1 protein-coding gene is annotated in these 818 nt (G+C 41.0%); it reads right to left on the bottom strand.

What is annotated here, in order from left to right:
- Positions 1-142: 142 nt before the first annotated feature.
- Positions 143-818 (bottom strand): Rib/alpha-like domain-containing protein (locus tag AALA56_RS10140; protein WP_369909905.1); only part of this gene is annotated, 676 nt, incomplete at its 5' end.

Genomic DNA, 818 nt, shown 5'->3' with positions numbered 1-818 from the left:
CAAAGATTCTCATCATTTTGAATATCAAAAGAGAGAGAACGAAAATCGTTCTCTCTCGCACTTAGCTTTTCATCAACCCACTACAGTTGACAAAGAGCCAGAATTACTCTGGAGTTTTTCATTAAAAGTAGATTATATCATCTCAATCTTCAGATTTACGACGTTTACCTACCATAGCTGTTGCTCCAAGAAGCATAGCTCCAAGACCTGCGATAGCTACAGAACCATCATCACCTGTTTCAGGCAATTCTTTAGTAGCCGTTGGTTTGTCAGCAGATTTAACTTCTGCTTTAGTTTTCTCACTAACAGCTACAGTAATATTTTGACTTAGTACGTCTTTCTTATCTGTATTTGTCTGTGGAACCATTACATGAACTGACACAGTAACTTCATCCTTGCTACCATCTGGGTAAGTGATAACAATCGTTCCTGTCTTATCGCCAGGAGTTGTGGTATCAATATCTTCTTTCCACTCAACTTTTGTACCATCTGGTAACTTGCCAAGGTCTTTAATACCATCCTCTGCCTTAGGTGTGTCTCCTACATTTACAGTGATGTCTTGTCCCTCTGGAGTATTCTTCTCTGCGTCAGTACGTGGGTCTACCACTGTAACCTTAACAGGTACTTCATCCGTAGAGCCATCTGGGTAAGTTACAACTACGGTTGCGTCTTTATCCCCTGCTTCTGTGGTATCAACTGGATCTTTGAAGGCTACCTTAGTTCCTGCTGGAAGTTCTGACAAGTTAGCGATTGAATCTTCTGCTTTAGGTGTGTCACCCATGTTTACAGTTTGATCTTTCGCTACTGGAGTATTCTTC

The organism is Streptococcus hyointestinalis, assembly GCF_041225505.1.
Lineage (GTDB): Bacteria > Bacillota > Bacilli > Lactobacillales > Streptococcaceae > Streptococcus > Streptococcus hyointestinalis_B.
This window is presented reverse-complemented; position numbering and strand designations above follow the sequence as displayed.